The organism is Elusimicrobiota bacterium, from assembly GCA_016182905.1.
Taxonomy (GTDB): Bacteria; Elusimicrobiota; Elusimicrobia; order UBA1565; family UBA9628; genus GWA2-66-18.
Genome location: JACPFR010000010.1, coordinates 106,298 through 123,495 on the forward strand (window position 1 = coordinate 106,298; position 17,198 = coordinate 123,495).

A 17,198-nucleotide genomic window follows, 5' to 3' on the forward strand; every position below is an offset into this window, starting at 1 on the left:
GAACTACATCGTGCACGCGCTGAACTACCGCCATTGCGAGGATTTCGTGCGCTTCGCGGCGAAGGAGATGCCGGGCTTCGAGTGGATCCAGTTCAGCTACTGCAAGGGCATGGGCCGGGCCAAGGGCAACGAGCTCGTCATGCCCCGCTTCGAGGAGGCCGCCCCGTTCCTCAACGCCGCCTTCAAGGCCTGCGGCGAGAAGGGCGTCGATTTCGACGTGGACCACATCCCGGTGTGCTTCGTCATCGACCACCGGGAGCACCACGCCGATTACCGGAAGATGCGCGAGCACAAGCCCGGCGTCCACCTCGCGGAGAAGCAGCAGATCGCCGACTGCGACGGCTGCGTGATGCGCGAGGCCTGCCCGGGCCCGCGCCGCGACTATCTCGAGATCTACGGCGAGCTCAAGCCCATGCCGCTGGTCAAGGCGGTCCTCCCCTGACTCCCGCCTCCGCGGCCGCGGCCGCCTTCGACGTCGAGGCCGTCCGCGCCCTCTACCCGGCCCTCGGCCGGGAGATCGGCGGCAAGCGTCTCGTCTACCTCGACAGCGCGTGCACCGCGCTCAAGCCCGCCCGCGTCGCCGCGCGCCTCGCGGACTTCTACGCGAACTGGGGCGGCTGCGGCGGGAAGCGCTCGACGCATCTGCTGAGCCAGCAGGTCGAGGACTGGTTTCAAGAGGCGCGGCGTTCCGCCGCTTCGTTCCTGAACGCCGAGACCCCCAACGAGATCGTCTTCACCTCCGGCACGACCGAGGCGGCGAACATCGTCTGCGGCGCCTTCCCGTTCGACGCCGAGCGCCGCAAGGTCGTCATCACCGACCTCGAGCATAACGCCGTCGCGCTCCCGTTCATGGAAGCAGCTCGAGCGGGCCGCTTGGAGCTCTCGATCTGCCCCACGGACGAGGGGCGGCTCGACCTCGACCGCCTGGCGTCGATGCTCGACGAGCGGACCGCGCTGCTGGCGATCACGCACGCGTCCAACGTGATGGGGGGCGTCGTCCCCGTCGCGGAGGCCGCGAAGCTGGCGCGCCGCAAGGGCGTCAAGGTCTTCGTCGACGACGCTCAGTACCTGGGCACCCATCGCGAGGACGTGTCCACGCTCGGCGCGGACTTCGTCGCGTTCTCCGCGCACAAGCTCGGCGGGCCCTTCGGCGTCGGCGTCCTGTGGGGCCACGAGACCGAGCTCAACCGCCTCAGGACCTGGAAGCTCGGCGGAGGGACCGTGAAGTCGGTCTCCTGGGACCTGGTGAGCGCGCCCGTGCCCGTCTATCTCGACGCGCCCGGGCGCTTCGAGGCCGGGGTGCAGAACTTCGGGGGGGCGATCGGCCTGCACGAGGCGCTCGAGGTCCGCGGATCCCTGCCCGCCGCGGGGCTGCGCGCCCACGTCGGCGGCCTCGTCCGGCGCCTGGCCGAGGGGCTGGCGAAGCTCGACGCGGTCCGCGTGCTCGGGCGGGTCGAGGACCTGGAGAAGGGCAGCCTGGTGACCTTCGCGGCCGCGCACGACGACTTCTCCCCGGTGGACTTCAACCTTTTCCTGAACCACGAGCTGCCCGGGCGCTTCATCGCGATCCGCGTCGGGGAGCACTGCGCGCACCTGCAGCACAGGCGGCTCGGCGTCGACGCGACGGCGCGCGCCTCTCTCGGCGCGTACAACACCGCCGCCGAGGTCGACCTCTTCATCGACGCGGCGCGCGCGTACATCCGGGAGGCCTGCGGTGGCTGACGCTCCCCGGATCATGACGGAGCTGCCGAAGCTCGAGCGGATCGACCGCGAGAGCTTCGACGGCACGAAGTGCTTCGACATCCTGCTCAACTACAACTGCTCGGCGAAATGCCTGTTCTGCTCCCAGGACTTCGAGTGGCGCAAGGAGCCCAACGACCTGCCCTTTGAGAAGGCCGTGGAGTTCATGTACATGGCTTACAAGAACGGCTATCGCCGCCTGGGCTTCACCGGCGGTGAACCGACCATCCGGCCGGAACTCCCCAAGCTCATCGCGCTGGCCAAGAAGATAGGCTACGGCTACGTGCGCATCCAGACGAACGGGATCCGCATCGCGGATTACGAGTACGCGAAGACGCTCAGGGACGCTGGACTGACCTTCGTGAAGTACTCGCTGCACGGCCACACGGCCGAGCTCCATGACAGATTGGTGGCCGTTCCCGGCGCCTTCGAGAAGAATCTCCGCTCGATCGAGAACCTCAAAAAACTGAACGTCGGCATCGGCGTCAACATCGTCTTGAACGAGCTGAACTATAGACATCTGGTCGAGTTCTACGAGCTGTTCCTGCTCAAGCTCCAGCTGTCGAACTTCGTGATCATCGCGCCCCTGTACGAGGGCAACATGAAGCTCAACGCGAAGGTCGGCGCCAAGATCGGCGTGACGATGACGGAGATCGCGCCGTACATCAAGAAGGCCTACGAGGTCTTCACCAAGATCAACTACCCGAAGCCTCCTCTCCTCCTCCATTTCACGCCCTGCGTCCTGCCCGGCTACGAGCAGCAGATGCTGGGCTGGTCCGCCTTCAACACGATGGTCGTCAATCCTCTGGGCGAGAAGCGCGACCTCGACCAGACGGCGCAGGCGCACACGATGAAGACCGACGAGTGCAAGAAGTGCGTCTACAACGACCGCTGCATCGGCTGGGACGCGAGCTACGCGCGCTACTTCGGCACCGACGAGATCAAGCCGATCCTCGAGGTCCCCGAGCGCTACGACGCCCGCGCGCCGCGCATGGAGAAGCACGAGGGCCGCGGCGGCGTCCTGACCGACAACGAGCAGTGCGTGCTCGAGGTCCTCAAGATCAAGAACAACGTCACGACCAAGCAGTTCCTCGCCGTGGCCGAGTCCCTCCCGCTGTGCAAGGACTGCAAGGACGAGAACGCGGTCATCCACGCCGCGGAGACCTTGATCAAGATGGGCGTCGTCGCGCGCGAGTTCGTGAAGGGCAAGTACCTGTGGTCGCTGAAAGGGGAGCTCCGCTCATGAGCGACTGGACGCCGCCGCAGGGCGGGCGCACGCAGAAGCTGGTGCTCTTCACGGGCTTCTCCTGCAACAGCCACTGCCACTTCTGCATCGACCTCAACAAGCGCGACCTGCCGGACAAGTCCACGCGCCAGATCGTGGAGGAGATGGTCCAGGCCAAAGCCCAGGGCGTCGAGTACCTCGAGATGATCGGCGGCGAGACGACCATCCGCCGGGACTTCATCCCGCTGGTCAAGACCGCCAAGAAGCTCGGCTTCAAGGACATCGTCGTCGTGACCAACGGCCGCATGCTCGCGTATCCCGAGTTCGCGAAGGAGACCGTCGCGGCGGGAGTGACCGACCTCGTTTTCTCCGTCCACGGCCACGACGCCAAGCTGCACGACGAGCTGACGTACGCCGAGGGCTCGTTCGACGACCTCCTGAAGGGCATCGAGAACGTCCGGAAGGAGGGCCTGGAGCGCATCTTCGGGAACTGCACGGTCATCAAGCAGAACATGAGGCACCTGCCGGACATAGCCCGGCTTTTTTTGAAGCTCAAGATACACCACGTCGAGTATATCTTCGTCGACCCGACCTACGGCGGCGCCTACACCAACTTCAACGGCCTGGTGCCCCGTATCTCCGACGCAGCTCCGTTTATGAGAGAAGCGCTCGACATCGGCCGCGCCGGGGGGACCAAGGACTTCGTCGCCCGCTACGTCCCGCTGTGCCACTTCCCGGACCACCTCGACCAGATCTCGGAGATCCGCGAGGTCGCGACCTTCCGCACGCGCCACTGGGCCCCGGACTTCAAGAACGACGACGTCGGGGCGGGCCGCGCGGTCGCCGGCCGCAGCAAGCCCGCGAAATGCGCCGGCTGCTCGCTGTTCGACCGCTGCGAGGGCGTCTGGAACGAGTACCTCAAGCGCGTCGGAGACGACGAGCTCAAGCCCCTGGTCCATGCCTGACTTCCCGATCTGGCCTCAATGCAATATCGCGTGCGTGTTCTGCTCGAACCCGGTCGAGGGCTTCCGGCACACGACGGACAAGTATTCCCTCAACGAGCTCAAGAAGAAGCTGGCCGACTACAAGTCCGGCCTGCGCACCTTCGTCAAGTTCGACGAGGAGCGCGACTACTTCAACCTGACCGGCGGCGAGCCGACGAACCACCCCGATTTCCTGAAGCTGCTCGCCCACATCCGCACCGAGTTCCCGCGGAACCTGATCCGCCTGCTCAGCAACGGGCGCATGTTCGCCTACGAGGATTTCGCGCGGCGGACCTGCGGCATCGGCCAGCACCCGTTCGAGATCGCGGTGCCGATGTTCGGCCCGACGGCGGCGACGCACGAGAGCACCTCTCGCACCCCCGGGAGCTTCGCTCAGACGACGCTCGGCCTGCGTCACCTTCAGCGGCACCGCAAGCCCGGACAGCTCGTCGAGATCCGGATCATCATGACGAAGGTGCAGGCGCGCTACCTCGACGGCTTGCTGGACTTCCTGCTCGCCGAGTTCCCATGGGTCGACCGCGTCGTCTTCCTGTTCGAGGAGATCGAGGGCTTCGCGGAGCAGTACAAGGGCCAGCTGAAGTTCACGCAGTCCGAGTGCTCCGCTCATCTCGACCGCAACTACGAGAAGCTCAAGCGCTTCAAGGACGCCCGCCTCTACCACTTCTCGCTGTGCACGGTGCCGACCCGGCTGTGGCCCTTCGTCTGGAACACGCTCGCGGGGTTCAAGGTGACGTACCAGGAGGGCTGCCGGACGAAGTGCGCGTACAAGGCCCAGTGCGTCGGCGTCCATCGCAGCTACATCAAGCACATGGGCGCGCCCGACATCGCCCCCATCGTCGAGCCGCGCGCGGTGACCCTGACCGGCGATCCCTTCCACCCGGTGGACGCGGCGTGAAGGCCCTCGTGCGCCTGCCGTCCGTCGACGAGGAGGCCCTGCTGGGGGCGGCCTACGTCATGACGGAGGACGCGTACGTCCTCGTGAGCCGCAAGGGAAAGGGCGGGGCGGTCGAGCTCTGGCCCAAGAAGAAGGCCAAGCCCGCGGCCCTGGCGGCGGCGTTCCGCCGCGAGTACGCGAACCAGGTCCTGCGCTGGTCGTTGACGCGGGACGGCCTCGGCCTGCGCGCGGAGACCCTGCGCCGCGCCCTGCTGCTGGCCGAGGCGGCGGGCGGCCGCGCCGAGGCGCCGCCGGCCTCGCTGACGCCGGAGCAGAAGGCCGAGATCGCGGCCCTGCTGGCCGAGGCCGACGCCGACACGGGCCCGCGGGATCCGCTGGGCATCACGGTGCCGTGGGAAGAATCCCGGAAGGACCGATGAGGATCTCAAGGGGCGCCGTCGTCCTCACGCTCGGCAAGCCGCTGTACGGCGCCGAGGCGCTCGCGGCCGGAGCGCTGACGCTGGGCACGCGCGCCCAGGTGTTCGTCGCCGAGACGAAGTCGGCGTTCTCCGTCGAGATCAAGCCGGCCGCGAAGCTCCCTCCGGAACGGCTGCTCGCGCTCGGGGGGGAGTTCCTCAACGAGGCCCTGAACCACGAGTACCGCCAGCGGGTCGTGCGCGCGAACGCGCCCCTGACCCAGGCCGTGCTCGCCCCGCTGTTCGCCAAGGGCTTCCCGGCTGTTCCCGCCGACCCGCTCGAGGAGCTCGAGCCTCAGGTGAAGGCCGACCGCGCGCGGGACCTCGCGGAGCTGCTGGCTCAGGCCCGGAGCATGAAGTGAGCAGGCTCACCTCGTTCGAAAAGCCGCCGAAGGCGCGGGCCGGCGCGGCCGCGCCTCACCAGTATCGCCTCCTGGGCGAGAAGGTGCTGATCGCCGACGAGCACGGGCGATGGGCGCTGCTGACGCGTCCGGAGTACGACCGCTTCGTCGCCGGGATCGGGCCGTCGGACCCGCTGTGGCCGGTCCTGCAGCCGCGCGGCTTCCTGGCCGGGGCCTTCGACTTCGACGCCGCCGCCCGCCGCCAGTTCGAGCGGGGCCTGCTTTCGTGGAAGGGCCCGGGCTTGCATGTCCTTCTGCTCGACGGCGCCGCCGGCGCGATGGATCTCGACGCGGCGCGCGCGACGGTGGACTTCGTCTTCTCCTGCCCGGGGCCGCAGCTCACGCTCGAGCTCGTCTTCGACGACGCGGACGCGGTCTGGCCCGTGGTCTGGTTCATCGTGCAGTACGCCCGGCGCAAGGGCGAGTGGTCGCGGCGCCCGGTGTTCCTGATCGCGCGGGCGCGGACGATGTCGCCGGATCGCGCGGATTTCCTCCGCTCGCACGGCGTGACGCGCCGCGCCGTCCTCGAGCTCGACGGGAAGCCCGACATGGGCAAGGCTCCGGCCTTCCGCGCGCAGCGCGCGCTCGCGCGCCTCGGCTCCGGCGCCGCGGAGCCGGCGGCGTGGGCGCGGTGGTTCGAGAAGTGGGGCTTCGAATCGGCGCGCCTGATCCCCGCGTCCCTCGACGAGGAAGGCGCGGCGGCCTTCGCGGAGTTCCACTCCGGCTTCCTCTCCTGGCTGGTCGAGCATGGGGAGGGCGTCAACCTGCGCGACGAGTGGGTCCTCGGCCTTCTCGGCGGACGGCTGTGGGACCTGCCCGGCATGGACGTCCTCGAGCAGCTCGCGTACGACGGGGCGGGGACGGTGTACGCCTCGGAGGAGGCGGCCGGCGACGCGGAGCTCGCGCTCGGCTCGATCGCGACCTTGCGCTACCGCGACCTCCCCGGCCTTCCCGCGACCGGCGCGGTGATCGCCGCGAGCCACCCCGACGATCAGCCTCTGTGCTCGCAGTGCGCGTACCGGCCGTTCTGCGCGGTGCCGCCCTCGATCAATAAAAAACAACAAGGCAGCCTCTGGGGGCAGACGCCGTCGAGCGCCGCGTGCTCGGTCCAGATGGGAATAATGGACCGTATTTTGGAAAGCCTGAATGACGAAAAATGCTTGAATCTGTTGAATAAATGGAGTGTTGACATGGTGTGACTATCCTGCTACACTTTCGCGAAGGCCGCAGCCTTCCCTAATAGTTCAGGATTTGGAATGAAATCAAAGAAGAAAACCGCCGTAAAAGCCTCCAAGATTTCGCCGAAGAAGAAGCCCTCCGCCGCCGCTCCCAAGATCTCCGCCGCCGAAGTCGAGATATCCCTCGACGTGAAGACCGACGGTCTCGAGCCCGTCTTCGGCGCCGCCTATCTGATGATGGACAAGGCCTACGTCGCGCTGTCGGGCGATCGCGCCGCGAAGGTCGTCGTGACCCTTCGCGCGAAGGATCCGAAGGCGGTCAAGCCCAAGGCGCTCGCCGACGAATTCCTGTCCGACCTCGCCTCGCAGAAGGTCCGCTGGGCCATCTCCAAGAACAATCTTCCCATCCGCGAGTTCGTCGCGGAGCAGGCCGTGCTCATCGCCAACGGGACCGTGCCGCCGCCGTCCGCCGCGCAGGCGGCGCCGGAGCCCGCCGCCGAGGAGCTGACCGACGATCAGCGCGCCGAGATCGAGAAGCTGATCGCGGAGGTCGAGTCCGAGATCAAGACGATGAACGAGAAGAAGTCCGTCTTGGACCCGAAGGGCATCAAGGCCTCGTGGGAAGAAAAGCAGGAGCAGGGGAACAAGGCCTGATGAGCCGCCTCACCGCGCTGGCGAAGGGCGCCGCCGTCGAGACGGGGAACCTTTCCGCGTTCAACTTCCGCGACATGGGCGGCTGGCATCTGCTGACGAACGACTGGGGCCAGTTCCTGATGGTGTCGACGGAGGATTTTCACCGCTTCATGGCCGGCGAGGTCGAGCCCGCCGATCCTCTCTACCCCGAGCTCGAGAGCCGCGGCTTCCTGAAGGCCCGCCTCGATTTCCGGCAGCTGGCCGCGAACGTGGTCAAGAAGAGCTCGTTCCAGTGGTTCCCCGGGCCGAGCCTGCACATGATCGTCGTGACGCTGCGCTGCAACCAGAAATGCCAGTACTGCCACTCGAGCGTCGTCGACCCGTCGCGCACCGACACCGACATGGACATCGCGACGGCCAAGAAGACCGTCGACTTCATCTTCTCGACGCCGAACCCGACGGTCTGCATCGAGTTCCAGGGCGGCGAGCCGCTGCTGAACTGGCCGGTCGTGAAGTTCATCACGGAGTACGCGCAGGCGAAGGCGAAGGCCGGCGACCGCAAGCTGCTGATGGCGCTGGTCTGCAACTTCACTTTGATGACCGAGGACAAGCTCGACTTCCTCTTCGACCATCACGTCTCGATCTGCACCTCCCTCGATGGACCGGCGGAGCTGCATAATAAGAATCGCCCGTTCCTCGGCGGCGGCGAGGCCCAGCCGAAGGTCGTGCATTGGCTCGAGAAGATCCAGGAGCGCTGCAGCGCCGACCCGAAGAAGAAGTACTACCTCCCGGGCGCGCTGATGACGACGACGCGGTTCTCGTTCGACTACGGCCCGCAGATCGTCGACCTGTACGTGAAGCTCGGCCTCGAGCAGATATTCCTGCGGCCGCTGTCGCCGATCGGCTACGCGAAGCGCGTGTGGAAGGACGTCGGCTACGAGGCCGATGAGTTCGTCCGCTTCTACGAGGATACGCTCGACTACATCATCGACCTCAACGTCTCCGGCAAATCCGACATCATGGAGCGCATGGCCCTGATCCTGCTCAGCAAGATCGTCAAGGGCGAGGACCCCGGCTTCATGGACCTGCGCTCGCCCGCGGGCGCGGTGCTCGGCTGCCTCGCGTACAACTACAACGGGCAGATCTTCGTCAGCGACGAGGGGCGCATGGTGGACCACCAGGGCGACCCGATCTTCAACGTCGGCGACGTGGCCAAGAACGACTGGCTCTCCGTCATCGACCACCCGACGACGCGCGCCTGCGTGACCGCGTCCACGCTCGACAACCAGCCGATGTGCCAGCAATGCGCGTACAAGCCGTACTGCGGCGTCGAGCCCGTCTTTCATTACGAGACGCAGAAGAGCGTCTTCGGCCAGATGCCCACGAGCGGCTGGTGCGTCTCCCACATGGGCGTCTTCGACGTGATCTTCCGCAAGCTGCGCGACCCGCGCGCGCGCAAGGTGATGGACAAGTGGCTCGAGCGGGACCAGTGCCGCTGGCAGGAGAGCGGGAACGTCCCCGCCGGCGAACCGGAGGTCGTGCGATGAAGAGGACGCTGTCGAAGAAGATCTACTCCAAGGACGCGCTGCTCATCGCGGCGCAGGTCCTCTCGAACAAGATCAACGTCTATCTCGAGGAATCGAAGTCCGCTTACACGGTCACGATCGAGGCCAAGCGCCGCGGCGTCGACCAGGCCCAGCTGGCCGCGCTGGCCGGGGAGTTCGGCAACGAGCTTCTGAACCAGGAGTACCGCTTCCTCGTCGGCCGCTTCAACTCGAAGATCTCGAGCCTGATCGTGACGCAGACCTTGATGGCCGCGCGCGGCGGCGAGACGCCCGCCGCCGCGCCCGCCGCGGAGGGGACGCCCGAGTTCAAGAAGCTCGTCGCGGACCTGGTCAGGAACGCGGAGGCCGAGGTCGCCCGCACGATGCCGAGGAAGATCCCGGACCAGGGCACGGTCCTGCCGCCGGTGAAGGAGGACGCGGGTGTCTAGGCTGACGGAGCCCGCCGGCGTCCTCGAGGCCTCGCCGTCGAAGGTCGCGGCCCACAACGCCCGGACGGTCGGCTCCTCCGTCCTGATCACCAACGACGTCGGCGAGCACGCGCTCCTCTCGCCCGCCGACTACGCGTCGTACCTCGCCGGCCGTCACGAGACGCCGGAGCTCGTCAAGAAGGACTTCATCCGCGACCAGCACGAGTTCGGCCATCTGGCGGACCGCACCGTGGCCCGCAACCTGCTCGACTGGAAGGGCCCCAACGTCCACACCGTCGTCGTCACGCTGCGCTGCAACTTCAAGTGCCTGTACTGCCACGCGAGCGTCGTCGGCCAGGAGCGGACCGACAAGGACATGAGCGTCGCGACCGCGAAGGCGGTCGTCGACCTGATCTTCCAGAGCCCCAACCCGAACCTGATGATCGAGTTCCAGGGCGGCGAGCCGCTGCTCAACTGGCCGGTCGTCAAGTTCATCGTGCAGTACGCGCGCGAGAAGAACAAGCATCACAAGCGCGCCCTGCACTTCGGGCTCATCTCCAACTTCAGCCTGCTCGACGACGCGAAGATCGATTTCCTCGTCGCCAACGGCGTCTCCTTCTGCACCTCGCTCGACGGCCCGAAGGACCTGCACGACAAGAACCGGATCTATCTCGGCGGCAACAGCCACGAGAGCGTGCTGGTCGGCCTCCAGAAGGTCCTCGCGCGCAAGGCGGCCGGCGCGAAGACGGACACGCCGAACGCCATCTGCACGATCACCCGGCACTCGCTCGGCCGCGCGCCGGAGATCGTCGATCAGCTGGTCGCGCTGGGCCTGGAGCGCATCCAGTTCGGCCCGCTCGACCCGATCGGCTTCGCCAAGAAGAGCTGGGGCACGATCGGCTACTCCTCGGCGGAGTTCGTCGAGTTCTACTCGGACGCGCTCGACTACATCATCGCGCTCAACAAGAAGGGCGTGAAGGCGTACGAGAAGATGGCGCTCATCTTCATCATCCGCATCCTCGAGGGCGGCCACTGGCGCTTTCCCAACGCCGACGGCGTGGCGCGCCTGGCCTACGACCACGACGGCTCGGTCTACACCTGCGAGGAGGGCCGCCTGCTCGCCAACGAGGGCGACGAGTTCTTCAAGATCGGCCACGCCGCGACCTCGGCGTTCTCCGACTTCCTGGACCACCCGACGGTGCGCGCGAGCCTGCTCGCCTCGAGCTCGAACGCCCAGCCGATGTGCTTCCACTGCGCGTACAACCCTTTCTGCAGCGTCCTGCCGGTGTACAACCAGGGCACGCAGGGCGGCGTCTTCGGCCGCATGCCGGACAACGGCTGGTGCGAGAAGATGATGGGGCTTTTCGACGTCGTTTTCACGAAGCTGCAGGATCCGGAGGCCAGGAAGGTCCTTGAGTCCTGGCTCGAGTATAAATCGCGGTAGCGCCGCGGAGGGATAGAGCATGGCCAAGAAGACTCCGAAGAAGGGGAAGAAGTCGAAGAAGCCCCAGCTGTTGCCTCAGATCAAGAAGGACGCCTCGGTGTTCCTGAGCTCCGAGGAAGGCAAGATCACGAAGGAGAACGTCATCAAGACGGCGGCGGCGCTCGGCATCATCGGCGCGGCCCTGCTCAAGGCGACGCCCGCTCCGGCCGCGCACTCGAACTACCTGCACAACTCCGGCGGCACGGGCTCCCATACGAGCCACGGCTCGCACGGGTCGCACGGGTCCCACGGGTCCCACGGGTCTCACGGCTCGCACGGCTCGCACGGGTCCCACGGGTCTCACGGCTCGCACGGCTCGCACGGGTCCCACGGCTCGCACGGCTCGCACGGGTCCCACGGGTCCCACGGCTCGCACGGCTCGCACGGGTCCCACGGCTCGCACGGGTCCCACGGCTCGCACGGGTCCCACGGCTCGCACGGGTCCCACGGCTCGCACGGCTCCCACTGCCGCGGCGGCTGGTGTAATCCGCGCTGCTAAGGGCCCGCGTATGGGCGTATGGGGAAACTCGATCATCTGGCCGTCTACCTGTCCGATAGCTGCAACTTGGCCTGCAGCTATTGCTACGTAGCGGTCAACCAAGGTCCCGGCGCCCGCCTCGGCTTCGAGCAGATCAAGGCGGCGATCGACGAGTTCTGCTCGAAGCTGCCCCCGGAGGAGCGGAAGATCACCTTCATCGGGGGCGAGCCGCTCCTCGACTGGCCCCTGTTCGTGAAGGCAGCGCGCTACGCGCGCGAGAAGGCCGGAGAGCGGGCGGTCCTGCAGACCTTCACCAACGGCACCTTGCTCACCCCGGAGAAGGCCGCGTTCATGCGGGACGTCGGCGTCCACTGCACGATCAGCCTCGACGGGCGCAAGGAGGACAACGACAAGCACCGGGTCTACTTCAAGACGAAGGAGCGTTCCGTCCACGACGACGTGATGGCCCGCCTGGCGCCGTTGGACAAGTCGAACCTCGGCGTGAGCCTGGTCTTCACCGCGCACACCGTCGACCGCCTGCTCAGCAACGTCGACGCCTTCTACCGCGCGGGCTTCGGCCGCATCACCTTCAATCCCGAGCTGTACGAGGTCTGGCCGGAGGCCAAGATCGCCGTTATGCGCAAGGCCCTCTCCGGCCTGGCGCGCTGGTACAAGGCCGTCCTCGACTCCGGCGCGCGCGCGCCGCAGCTGCAGATCCTCTTCGCCGTCCTCGAGTCCCTCGAGCACAACCGCGCCGGCGAGCGCTGGTGGCACTCCTGCCACAACATGACGCTCGGGCCCGACGGGAAATACTACTCCTGCGACAAAGCCCTCTCCTTCCCCGTCGGGACCGCCCCGGCCTTGCGCGCCGGCTCCCCGGGGACGGGCATGGACTGGGACGGCGCCGCGAAGCAGATCGACGGCTTCGTGGACTGGATCGAGCGGCGAGGCGGCGGGGACCAGGAGGTCTTCTGCCCGATCGGCGTCGTCGCCCACGCCCGCATCGCGGGACGCGACCCCGACGCGGCGCTGGCCAACTTCCGGCGCGTCGCCGCCGTCTTCGCCGAGGGGCTCTCCGAGCTCGTCGACTCGTGCCAGGACCATCCGCAGTTCCAGGAGCTCTATGTCCGCGTCCGCGTCGTCTGATCTGGACGCCGCCTACGGGCCCAAGGCGCTCGAGCGTCTGCGCGCGCGGGGCCTCGCGTCGAACAAGGAGATCCGCCGCTTCAAGGTGGCGATCAACACCGCGTGCCCGCTGCGCTGCGAGTACTGCTTCATCGACAAGGACTCCGGCGAGACCATCGCCTGGAAGCACGTCGAGAACCTCGTCCGCTTCCAGCTGTCTTCGCCGGGCCAGGTCAAGAAGCTTTTGCTGTACGGCGGCGAGCCGTTCATGAACTTCGAGATCGTGCGCGAGATCTCATTGTTCGCGCGCGCGGAGGCCCTCAAGGCGGGCAAGGACCTCGACCTGTCCATCTGCACGAGCGCGGGCCTGCCGATCAAGAGGGAATGGCTCGAATTCCTCGCCGCGCAGCGCTTCTTCATCTCCGTGAGCATGGACGGCGACGAGCAGACTCACGACAAGCGCCGCGTGCTGAAGGGGGGCGGCGGCTCGTGGAAGAAGATGCTGCCCGCCCTGCCGGCGATCTTCGACACGATCGGCAGGCGCCGCGCGATGGCGATCCAGTGCGTGCACCCCGACAACGTCGAGAAGATGCTCGACAACTTCAAGACGCTCGCCGGACTCGGCTTCGAGAACATCGAGATCGAGGTGATCCACGGCTTCGGCTGGAAGGACGCGAAGCGGCATTTCCGTCCGATGCTGCGGAAGGTGTTCGAGTGGATCTGGCAGGAGGCTCACGAGGGCCGCTTCCGCTTCGTGGTCTGCTCCCTGGTGCCGCTCATGCTCAAGGAGGCCGTCGTCCTCGAGGATTGGTGCCCGTTCCATTCTTCCATGGAGACTTATCCCGACGGGAACTTTTCTTTCTACCCCTTCGCGTTCGTGGATCGGGAAGGCCGCGAGAGAGCGAAGGTGGGGAGCGCCGCGGAAGGCGTGCCGGAACGCTACCGGGACTGCACCTTCGACCTGGCCTCGGATCCGTGCAGGACCTGCACCTCGGATTATTACCGCGATCCGGCGGTGAACGAGGGCAACGATCCCTATCGCTGGCGCACCGAGATGGCGCGCGCCTTCATGGAACGGGCGGCGCTCGCCGCGAAGAGCGACCCGGTGATGCGCGCCTACTTCAAGGAAGCGATGATCCGCTGCCGGATCAGCTGAGCCTCCGGGTACGACGGATTGAGCGTGAGCGACCGTTCCACGTCGTTCAGGGCTTCCTTCAGGCGGCCCTCGCCCAGGCGCAGCTCGCCCCGCCAGGCCCAGGCCCAGGCGAGGATCGGATCGAGGGCGATGGCGCGGCTCAGATCGGATTGCGACCGGCGCGCGCCCCCGCGCCAGGCCCAGGCGGGCGCGTAGCTCTCGTCGGCGCCGACGGCGCGCGTGAAGTCGCGCAGCGCGCCGGCGCGGTCGCCGAGCATCAGGCGCGCGCGTCCGCGCCAGACCAGCGGCCAGGCGCGGCGAGCCGAGCCGAGGTCGGCCAGCGCCTCGGCCGGGCGCCCCGCCTCCAGGCGGGTCCAGCCGCGCCAGGCGCGCGCCCAGGCGTGCCTCGGGCGGCGGCGCAGGAAACGGCTCAGCTCCGCGTCGGCGGCGTCGAAGTCGCTTCCGCCCGGCCGCGACCAGCCGTAGCGGCTGTTGAGGGCGTGCGCGGCGTTGAGGTCGGCGAGCGCGCCGGCGACGTCGCCCAGCGCGCGGCGGACGCGCATGCGCTCGTTGTAGATCCAGGAAAGGCTCGGCTCCCCCGGCGGCGCGGCGGACAGCGCGCGATCGAGGTCGGCCAGCGCGAGCGCGCGGCTCCCCCGGGAGGCGCGGATGCCGCCGCGCCAGGCGAAGGCGCGGAAGTAGCTCGGGTCGAGGGCGATCGCCTTCTCCAGCGCCGCCAGCGCCTCGTCCGGGCGTCCCAGGTGGCGCAGGGCCTCGCCCTTCCAGGCATGGAGCCAGCCGCAGGAGGGATCGAGGCGCAGCGCGGCGTTCAGGTCGGAGAGGCCTTTCTTCGGGAAGCGGTTGACGAAGCGCACGCGCGACAGCAGCCCGCGCAGGCCCGCGTCGCGCGGGGCCGCGGCGACCGCGCGCTCCATCGCGGCGACGGCCTCGGGGAAACGGTGCGACTCGCGCAGGGCGAAGGCGCGCAGGACGAACCCCCATGCGGGCGCCCCGCGCCGCGCCAGAAGCCGGTCCACGGCGGCCGGATAGGAGGGCCAGCGCAGCGCCGCAGGCGCGTCGAACTCGCGGTAGCGCACGATCGCGGACGCGGGCAGGCGTCCGAGCGCGTCGAGGTCGGCCTCGGCCCCGCGCCGGTCCCGCAGCAGGACGCGCACGCCCGCGCGCAGGAACCAGGCGTAGGCGCAGGCGGGATCCTCGGCCAGGGCGCGAGCGAGCGGGGGCAAGGCGGCGGCGGGGCGCCCGGAGTCCAGGGCCCCGCGGGCCTCTCTCAGACGCCGGTGCACGACGGGCGATTCTCCGCGCATGGACCGAAGTCTAGCAGAAACTTTATACGATGTGAGCGTGAGCCCGGATATCCTCGCCGCCACGGAGAGGGCGCTGGACGCCCTCGGCCACCTCGACGTCCTCGACGAGGCCGACTCGATGTCTCCCGCCCGCGGGCTCGGCCTGCGCGCGCTCAAGGCCTTCGGCGCCGTGTTCACCCGCGAGCTCGCGGAGCTCGAGGGCCGGCTGGCCGGCGCTCGGAAGCCGCGCGAGCTCGCTTTGCGCGGACGCCTGCGGCGCCTGCGCGGCGACCTTCCGGGCGCGCGGGTCGACCTGTCCCGGGCCGCGGCGGCGGCGCCGCGCGACGCGCGGATCCTGGCCTGGCTCGGGGAACTCGACGTCGTCGCCGCTCCGGGCCGCGCGGCGAGGCGCCTCGAGCGCGCGGCGGCGCTCGACCCCGCCGACGGCCGCGCGCGGATGTGGCTGGGGCTGGCGCGTCTCGAGCTCAAGCGCTTCTCCCGGGCCGGCCGCGACTTCGACGCCGCGCTCGAGCGTTTCGCCCGTCCTCCCCATGTCCTCCTGCTTCTGAAAGGCGCGGCGCTGTTCCACCGGGGCGATTTCGAGGGCGCGGCGGCCGCCGCCGAGCGGGCCGTCGCCGCCGATCCCGGCAGCCCCGCCGGGCACGTTCTTCTCAGCAGCAGCCGCCACCGGCAAGGGAGGTCGGGCGAGGCGCAGGCGGCGTGCCACCGGGCGCGCGACCGCGATCTCGAGGTCGGGGCGTCCTATCTTCTGCCTGAGTTCGGGTTCGATCCCTGGACGAACGCGCCCGCTTATCTCAGGCGCTTGGACCGGGAGATCGCGCGGCGCCCGTCGGCGCTGCTCCTCGCCGAGCGGGGCGAGCTCAAGCGCGACCCGCGGATCTGCCGGTACGAGGAGGCGCTCCAGGACTACGAGGCCGCCGCGCGGCGCGCGCCCGGGATCGCCTGGATCAGGGCGCTCGTCGGCCGCGCGCGCAACAACGCCGCCGGCGGCGAGGCCGGGCTCGCGGACTTCGATCGCGCGGTCGCGCTGGGGCCGGACAGCGGCTGGATCCGGGCTTGGAGGGGCGCCGCGCTGGCGCGCCTCGGACGCGCCGCGCCGGCGTTCGCCGATTTCGATTCGGCGCGGCGGCTCATGCCCTGGTATCCTTACACCTACGCCTGGCGCGGCGCCTTGCTCGTGCGGGCGGGACGCCACGGCGAGGCGTGCGCGGATCTCGACCGGGCCGTGCTCCTCGATCCGGACTATATCTTCGCCCGCTTCGAGCGCTTCAAGGCCCGGCTCGGAGCCGGGGACATCGAGGGAGCCGCGGCGGACCTCGTCGCGGCGCGCCGGGCCGATCCGAAGTTCGACTGGCCGGGCCTGGCGCCCGGCGCTCCGGCTGAGACGGTCGCGCGCGGCCGCGCGCTCCTGAGGAAGGCGCTGCGCGCCCGTCCCGAGCTCGGCTGGCTGCGGGCTTGGCGGGGGAGACTCCTGCTCGCGGAGGGCCGTTTCGAGGAGGCGCTCGCCGAATTCGACGTCGCGGCGAGGAAGCTGCCGGGAGAGGCGGACCCGCGGGTCTGGCGCGGCGAGGCGTTGGCGCGGCTCGGCAGGACTTCGGCCGCCCGGCGCGCCCTGGAAGCCGCGGCGCGGCTGTCGCCGCGCGCGTGGAGCGCTCATAAGGCCCTGGCCGATCTGCTTGCCGCGCGGGGGCTGAAGCGCGAGGCGTTGTCCCGGATGCGCCGCGTGACGGCGCTCGCTCCGACGACGGTGACGCATCTCGTCGATCGGGCGCGGCTCGAGGCCGCGCTCGAGCGCCCGAAGGAGGCGCTCGAGTCCCTGGAGCGCGCCCTCGAGCTCGATCCCCGCTACACCGCGGCCCGGGCCCTGGCCGCGCGCGCGCGCTGGGCGCTGGGGGATCGCGCCGGCGCCGAGCGCGACGCCGAGGCGGCGCTCGCGTCTCCCGACGCCCCGGCCATGGCCTTCCTCGTCCGGGCCGCGGCGCGCGCGGCGCGAGGCGACGTCCGCGGACAAGCCGCGGATCTCAAGCGCGCGCTGGAGCTCGAGCCGGAGCTGTTCTCTCCCGAGCAGAGCCGGTCGATACTGGCGGCCGCGACCTAGTTGCGCGTGCGCCGCAAGTACGTTATACTCCGGCTAGGCGGCTTTCATCCA

General features: G+C 68.8%; 16 protein-coding genes. 15 read left to right on the top strand and 1 reads right to left on the bottom strand.

What is annotated here, in order from left to right; genetic code table 11:
• The first annotated feature begins 234 nt into the window (after positions 1 to 234).
• From HYV14_04455 to HYV14_04520, 14 genes are read left to right on the top strand one after another with little or no spacing between them, the layout of a single operon-like run.
• Positions 235 to 1,722 (top strand): aminotransferase class V-fold PLP-dependent enzyme, encoded by a 1,488-nt coding sequence (locus HYV14_04455; GenBank protein ID MBI2385248.1) that lies wholly within the window; start codon positions 235 to 237, stop codon positions 1,720 to 1,722.
• A complete protein-coding gene (locus HYV14_04460; protein ID MBI2385249.1) occupies positions 1,715 to 2,986 on the top strand; it encodes a radical SAM protein in 1,272 nt (423 codons plus the stop codon). Before HYV14_04455 ends, HYV14_04460 begins: the two co-directional genes overlap by 8 nt.
• On the top strand, positions 2,983 to 3,930 hold the full coding sequence (locus HYV14_04465) for a radical SAM protein (protein MBI2385250.1): 948 nt from the start codon (positions 2,983 to 2,985) through the stop codon (positions 3,928 to 3,930). Before HYV14_04460 ends, HYV14_04465 begins: the two co-directional genes overlap by 4 nt.
• Complete coding sequence (locus HYV14_04470) at positions 3,923 to 4,864, top strand: radical SAM protein (protein ID MBI2385251.1); 942 nt, start codon at positions 3,923 to 3,925, stop codon at positions 4,862 to 4,864. Before HYV14_04465 ends, HYV14_04470 begins: the two co-directional genes overlap by 8 nt.
• Complete coding sequence (locus HYV14_04475; GenBank protein ID MBI2385252.1) at positions 4,861 to 5,283, top strand: hypothetical protein; 423 nt, start codon at positions 4,861 to 4,863, stop codon at positions 5,281 to 5,283. Before HYV14_04470 ends, HYV14_04475 begins: the two co-directional genes overlap by 4 nt.
• Entirely contained in the window at positions 5,280 to 5,681 is a 402-nt protein-coding gene (locus HYV14_04480) for a hypothetical protein (GenBank protein MBI2385253.1), read from the top strand. The genes HYV14_04475 and HYV14_04480 overlap by 4 nt, the downstream gene beginning before the upstream one ends.
• Complete coding sequence (locus HYV14_04485; GenBank protein MBI2385254.1) at positions 5,678 to 6,919, top strand: hypothetical protein; 1,242 nt, start codon at positions 5,678 to 5,680, stop codon at positions 6,917 to 6,919. Before HYV14_04480 ends, HYV14_04485 begins: the two co-directional genes overlap by 4 nt.
• 57 nt (positions 6,920 to 6,976) lie before the next feature.
• Complete coding sequence (locus tag HYV14_04490) at positions 6,977 to 7,552, top strand: hypothetical protein (GenBank protein ID MBI2385255.1); 576 nt, start codon at positions 6,977 to 6,979, stop codon at positions 7,550 to 7,552.
• Positions 7,552 to 9,078: a His-Xaa-Ser system radical SAM maturase HxsB gene (gene hxsB, locus HYV14_04495; protein MBI2385256.1), complete on the top strand. Its 1,527-nt coding sequence runs from the start codon at positions 7,552 to 7,554 to the stop codon at positions 9,076 to 9,078. The genes HYV14_04490 and hxsB (HYV14_04495) overlap by 1 nt, the downstream gene beginning before the upstream one ends.
• On the top strand, positions 9,075 to 9,524 hold the full coding sequence (locus HYV14_04500; GenBank protein ID MBI2385257.1) for a hypothetical protein: 450 nt from the start codon (positions 9,075 to 9,077) through the stop codon (positions 9,522 to 9,524). Before hxsB (HYV14_04495) ends, HYV14_04500 begins: the two co-directional genes overlap by 4 nt.
• Positions 9,517 to 10,947, top strand: coding sequence for a His-Xaa-Ser system radical SAM maturase HxsB (hxsB, locus tag HYV14_04505; protein ID MBI2385258.1), 1,431 nt, complete (start codon positions 9,517 to 9,519; stop codon positions 10,945 to 10,947). Before HYV14_04500 ends, hxsB (HYV14_04505) begins: the two co-directional genes overlap by 8 nt.
• A 19-nt stretch (positions 10,948 to 10,966) precedes the next feature.
• A complete protein-coding gene (locus HYV14_04510; protein ID MBI2385259.1) occupies positions 10,967 to 11,485 on the top strand; it encodes a hypothetical protein in 519 nt (172 codons plus the stop codon).
• A gap of 18 nt (positions 11,486 to 11,503) precedes the next feature.
• Complete coding sequence (locus tag HYV14_04515) at positions 11,504 to 12,610, top strand: radical SAM protein (protein ID MBI2385260.1); 1,107 nt, start codon at positions 11,504 to 11,506, stop codon at positions 12,608 to 12,610.
• A complete protein-coding gene (locus HYV14_04520) occupies positions 12,588 to 13,745 on the top strand; it encodes a radical SAM protein (protein ID MBI2385261.1) in 1,158 nt (385 codons plus the stop codon). The genes HYV14_04515 and HYV14_04520 overlap by 23 nt, the downstream gene beginning before the upstream one ends.
• On the opposite strand, the gene HYV14_04525 is transcribed toward HYV14_04520, so the two are convergent.
• Positions 13,706 to 15,049 (bottom strand): tetratricopeptide repeat protein, encoded by a 1,344-nt coding sequence (locus tag HYV14_04525; protein MBI2385262.1) that lies wholly within the window; start codon positions 15,047 to 15,049, stop codon positions 13,706 to 13,708. The two genes, HYV14_04520 and HYV14_04525, sit on opposite strands and share 40 nt — an antisense overlap.
• A gap of 37 nt (positions 15,050 to 15,086) precedes the next feature.
• Here HYV14_04525 and HYV14_04530 point away from each other — a divergent pair, with 37 nt between their 5' ends.
• Positions 15,087 to 17,147 carry a tetratricopeptide repeat protein gene (locus HYV14_04530; protein ID MBI2385263.1) on the top strand — a complete coding sequence of 687 codons (2,061 nt, stop codon included), beginning with the start codon at positions 15,087 to 15,089 and terminating at the stop codon, positions 17,145 to 17,147.
• The last annotated feature ends 51 nt before the right edge of the window (positions 17,148 to 17,198 follow it).